The sequence below is a fragment of the Nostoc cf. edaphicum LEGE 07299 genome (assembly GCF_015207245.1).
GTDB lineage: Bacteria > Cyanobacteriota > Cyanobacteriia > Cyanobacteriales > Nostocaceae > Nostoc > Nostoc edaphicum_B.
This window is the reverse complement of sequence record NZ_JADEXF010000413.1, coordinates 1-4,675: the sequence shown is the minus strand read 5'-3', so window position 1 is coordinate 4,675 and position 4,675 is coordinate 1. Positions and strand designations below refer to the sequence as shown.

Genomic DNA, 4,675 nt, shown 5'->3' with positions numbered 1-4,675 from the left:
CCCTTCATCACTGGCGCACCCATCACCCAGCCGCGTTACTTTTTTGGGCGTGAAAAAGAATTAAAACGTCTCTTCAACTTGCTCAAACGCCATCCCCTGCAAAACGCCGCCATTATTGGTAAAAAGCGCAGTGGTAAAACATCCCTGCTGCACTACCTCAAAAATATCACCACCACCCCAGCAGAACAGCTGCGTCCTGCTCAAAAATCTGACTGGCTACCGCATCCAGAAAATTACTGTTGGATTTTCGTAGACTTGCAAGACGCACGAATGCAAAGCCGAGAAGGACTACTAAAGTACATCCTAGAATCACTGAAGATGCAAGTGCCGACACCTTGCGATTTAGATCGTTTTATGGATGTAGTCAGCGATAATTTGCATTTTCCCACAGTCATCTTATTGGATGAGATTAGTGTTGGATTGGAACGCTGTCCAGAATTAGATGATGGCTTTTGGGAATGTTTGCGGTCTTTGGCAACTAACGGCACAGGGGGGAATCTAGCATTTGTCTTGGCTACCCCCGAATCACCGATTGAAATGGCGCAAAACACAGGACACAGTTCACCCTTTTTCAATATTTTCGGCTATACCGCATATCTGGGAGCATTGACTGAGATAGAAGCGCGAGAATTGATAGTGAGTTCGCCCATTGCTTTCACTGATGAAGATGTGGAGTGGATTTTGACACAAAGTTGCTGCTGGCCACTGTTGTTACAAATTCTGTGTAGAGAAAGATTATTTAACTTAGAAGAAGGGGAGAATGATGATAATTGGCGTGAGGAAGGTTTACGACAAATCAAACCATTTACTCATTTATTAGATTCATAACTAGCGGAGTAACTATGAAAGCACACCGAATTGAAACAAAGTTAACTAAAAACGGAACCTTGATTCTTGAGGATTTACCGTTTCAAGCTGGGGAAGCTGTTGAAATTATCATTCTAGAAACTCAGACTCGTCCCCAAGAAGCGAATTTGTATTCTTTGCGTGGCAAACAGCCTTACCGTTATGACGATCCTTTTGAACCTGCTGTGCCTCTGGAAGATTGGGAAGTCTTGCAATGATTATACTGGATACCCATATATGGGTTTGGTGGGTTCAAGGTGATGCAAGACTGACTAAACAACATCAGAACTGGCTACAACAATATGAATCCCAAGGGTTAGGAATCAGCATTATGTCTTGTTGGGAAGTTGCCAAATTGGTAGAGATTGGCAAGCTAACTCTACCGCATCCAATTGAGGAGTGGTTAACAGAAGCTTTAGCTTATCCAGGAGTGCAGCTACTCGAACTAACAATTCCAATTATTGTTGAATCAACCAAACTCACAGGTTTTCACCGAGATCCATTTGACCAAGTTATTGTAGCCACTGCCAGAATTTACAACTCTCCTTTACTAACTGTTGACGCCAAAATTCTGGCATATCCTGGGGTGCAAACTCTCAAAAAGTGAAAGTGTTGCTGAATTAAATTATAAATTGTTCTTTGCGCTTTTGCGTGAAGCTCTTTAATATCCTGATTCAGCAAAGCTGAGTATTAAATAGGAGTGCAAAAACGTTGACTTCACCACAACTACCCCCCAACGCCTACACCAACGCACCCCAACAGCACCCCAACTTAATTATCGGGAGCCTGCAACTGTTTTTCTGGATCATTTTCCACCCCTCAGCTTGGCGTAACCACCTTAAGCGCATTGACCTTAATTTAGAATCAAACTCCCCTTTGAGTATCTTGTTAAGGCAAGGCCGATGGCAAAACCTTACTTTGTGGAGATTTTTCATCCAAGCATACTTTATATTACCTATCCTGGCTAACTTACTGCTGGGCGTAGTGTTGTGGGTGTTGGGTAAACCAATCGCAAATATAGCTTTTTGCATGGGATTAGGTGTAGCGGTAGGCGTGGTAATAGCCGTGAAGTTCAGCATGGCGAGAAGCGTAAAAGTAACTATTAATTCATGGCGGACTGTTCTACTATTTCCACTTCTCACTGTTTGGAATCATTTACTTTATAGATTAGATAAAATACGTAATGCTAAAAGCCCTTGTTTATTTCGCTATCACTCTGCTTTCTGGGATGAGTTGCAGTATTCACACCTGCCTGGTTTGGATAAATATCTTCTTTTTGTCATTAAAAATAACCCAGTTGAAGGAGAAGCAGCCTTAGGATACTTGAGTATTAGTCCCCAAAGTTGGGCCGTTCAAGCTGCTCAAATTGAACTAGATGTACGCAGTTTAGAAGGCTGTAAGAACATGAAAGATATTCGTCAGGTTAATCGCAATCTAATATTTGGTGAAAGCCTTATTAGCCAGTTTTTAGATGATGCATTTAATCATGCTGGTATTCACAATCAACGCATAGCTCTTAGGGTTTTTGTAGAGCATTTGGATGAATATTTGCCAAGCTTCGGTGAACAATATGATTTTCGTTTCCGTTCAATTGCCAAAAGTTGGCGTGAGATAATACTCAACTATGTAGAAGAATTAGCTAAAGTTACTGAACTGCGTCAAGAAATTAACTCGCCTTACATTATCGGTGTACCCCTCACAGAGGAGCAAAAAATTTTCATGGGGCGTAATGACATTGGTATACGCATTGAGCAACTACTGCGCGATCGCCGTCGTCCACCTCTGCTACTATACGGTCAGCGACGTATGGGTAAAACTTCTCTCCTCAATAACATCGGAAAGTTACTACCTAGTAACATCATCCCCATGTTTGTAGACTTGCAAGGCGCACCTTCATCAGCTAGTGACCATGCAGGTTTTCTCTACAACTTGGCTAGAGAGATGGAGAAGTCAGCGAAAAAGCAAGGTGTAACTCTACCATCCCTAGCCCGCGAAGTGCTACAATCTGACCCTTTCACCTATTTCTATGAATGGCTAGATAAAGTAGAACAGGCTCTAGAACAAAATACCGCCTTACTAGCGCTAGATGAATTTGAGGTGCTAGACAACGCCATAACCAAAGGTCGCTTTGATGAACAGGATGTTTTGGGAATGCTGCGTCACCTCATCCAACATCGTCCCCGCTTCAAGGTTTTACTGGCTGGCTCCCATACTATCGAAGAATATCAGCGCTGGGCTAGTTATCTCATTAATGTTCAAGTAGTGCATATCTCGTACCTCAAAGAAGCGGAAGCACGACAATTAATTGAACATCCCGTCAAAGATTTTACTCTCCGCTATGAATCTGACGCCGTTGAGCGAGTACTGCAACTCACGCGCTGTCACCCATTCTTAGTACAATTACTCTGTGCAGAAATTATTGTCCTCAAAAACGAGCAAAACCCCTCTATGCGGCGATTTGCAACTTTAGCGGATGTGGAAGCAGCGATACCAGAAGCTTTGCAAAGTGGTGGTTTTTTCTTTGCTGACATTCAAAATAACCAAGTAGACGCGACTGGACAAGCTATTCTACGTTTTATCGCTGTTCAAGGGGAAGGGGCTATAGTTAGCCGCCAAACTCTATTGCAACAGTTCTCTGATGCTGATATTACTTTCAACTTGCTGTTGCAACGTGAGTTAATTGAGGAAGTTGACGACGGCTATAGCTTCCAAGTGGAGTTGATTCGCCGCTGGTTTATTTGAATCATGTCTGATAAGTTAAATTATGACAAATACTACTTGTGCTGGCGTAATTGCTCTACTATATATTCTTCCAGCTCTTGTTTTTCTCTGTTACTAGCACTTCGTTGATAAGTTCTTCCGGTTTCTTGAATAAACCTACGTTTCTCGCTGGGAGAAGATTTAAGTTTACCTCCATTTCCTTGCAGCTTTTCCTGTAATTCTTCCCAGGTCTTTTCACCTACACTTTCACCTAGTTTGACCAGTGCCTTTGGGAGTAACATTTTTGCCTCTCTTTGAAAATCTTCTTCTGTCTCAAGGGAAGCTAAATCTATATTGCTGAAGTCGATATCGATTTGAAACTTACTCATAGAATTGGATTTATTTTGTTCAAAATTATTACCTAAATCGGGGAAAGATGGGTTTTCAATTTGCAGTTACGATCGCAAGATAGTATGATTGTACTGTTAATGTTGGTAACTGAAGTTGAAAATATCAATTCCGAAAGTTGATTTAATACTTCCGGTAGTATAGCCTTACTTAATCATTCATCACAAGATTTTCGACTTATTGAAACAAGTGGGAAATCTCAGCCTTTTGGTTTTCATTTATAAAAGAAGATTGCTATATATTCAAAAAGAATACACATAATTAATGACCGTACAACTAAGTTAGCAATATTAGAAATGCTATCTTAAAGGCAAGGTCATTTGCTCAAATTTTGAGGATAATACTATGACTACAACGCTCAAAGAGGCTAATTCTATTGAGTCATTGCTAGGTAAAGAGGCAGAAGACCTGCTTACCCACAAAGCAAAAGTTTCTCGTGATTTAATACATTTGCCGGGCCCAGACTTTGTAGATCGAATCTGGCTTAACAGCGATCGCAATCCTCAAGTATTGCGTAATCTCCACTTGCTTTATTCTACAGGTCGTCTGGCAAATACAGGTTATCTCTCGATTTTACCAGTAGACCAAGGGATTGAACACTCAGCTGGCGCGTCTTTTGCGCCCAACCCGATTTACTTCGATCCAGAAAATATTGTCAAGCTAGCGATCGCCGCAGATTGCAATGCTGTTGCTACCACTTTGGGAACATTAGGCATAGTAT

Annotated in this window: 5 protein-coding genes and 1 pseudogene; 5 read left to right on the top strand and 1 reads right to left on the bottom strand. The window is 41.5% G+C overall.

Annotated elements, in window-relative coordinates; all coding sequences use genetic code 11:
- The 4 genes from IQ229_RS13745 to IQ229_RS13730 all read left to right on the top strand — a co-directional run.
- Positions 1–828: ATP-binding protein (locus IQ229_RS13745; RefSeq protein WP_194044551.1), on the top strand; the 828-nt coding region annotated here is incomplete at its 5' end.
- A gap of 14 nt (positions 829–842) precedes the next feature.
- Positions 843–1,064, top strand: a complete 222-nt coding sequence (locus tag IQ229_RS13740; RefSeq protein WP_194044550.1) for a hypothetical protein — start codon at positions 843–845, stop codon at positions 1,062–1,064.
- A complete protein-coding gene (locus tag IQ229_RS13735) occupies positions 1,061–1,453 on the top strand; it encodes a type II toxin-antitoxin system VapC family toxin (RefSeq protein WP_194044549.1) in 393 nt (130 codons plus the stop codon). Before IQ229_RS13740 ends, IQ229_RS13735 begins: the two co-directional genes overlap by 4 nt.
- 104 nt (positions 1,454–1,557) lie before the next feature.
- Positions 1,558–3,588 carry an nSTAND1 domain-containing NTPase gene (locus tag IQ229_RS13730; protein WP_194044548.1) on the top strand — a complete coding sequence of 677 codons (2,031 nt, stop codon included), beginning with the start codon at positions 1,558–1,560 and terminating at the stop codon, positions 3,586–3,588.
- A gap of 32 nt (positions 3,589–3,620) precedes the next feature.
- Here IQ229_RS13730 and IQ229_RS13725 read toward each other — a convergent pair whose 3' ends face one another.
- Positions 3,621–3,935 (bottom strand): hypothetical protein, encoded by a 315-nt coding sequence (locus IQ229_RS13725; RefSeq protein WP_194044547.1) that lies wholly within the window; start codon positions 3,933–3,935, stop codon positions 3,621–3,623.
- Between the two features lie 364 nt (positions 3,936–4,299).
- Here IQ229_RS13725 and IQ229_RS13720 point away from each other — a divergent pair.
- Positions 4,300–4,675 (top strand): annotated as a pseudogene (locus tag IQ229_RS13720) (class I fructose-bisphosphate aldolase); the annotation flags it as partial.

What these genes read in the sequence shown, in the direction of transcription:
- IQ229_RS13735 (WP_194044549.1), top strand. Translation starts at nt 1,061, where the DNA reads ATGATTATACTGGATACCCATATATGGGTTTGGTGGGTTCAAGGTGAT.
- IQ229_RS13725 (WP_194044547.1), bottom strand. Translation starts at nt 3,935, where the DNA reads ATGAGTAAGTTTCAAATCGATATCGACTTCAGCAATATAGATTTAGCT.
- IQ229_RS13740 (WP_194044550.1), top strand. Translation starts at nt 843, where the DNA reads ATGAAAGCACACCGAATTGAAACAAAGTTAACTAAAAACGGAACCTTG.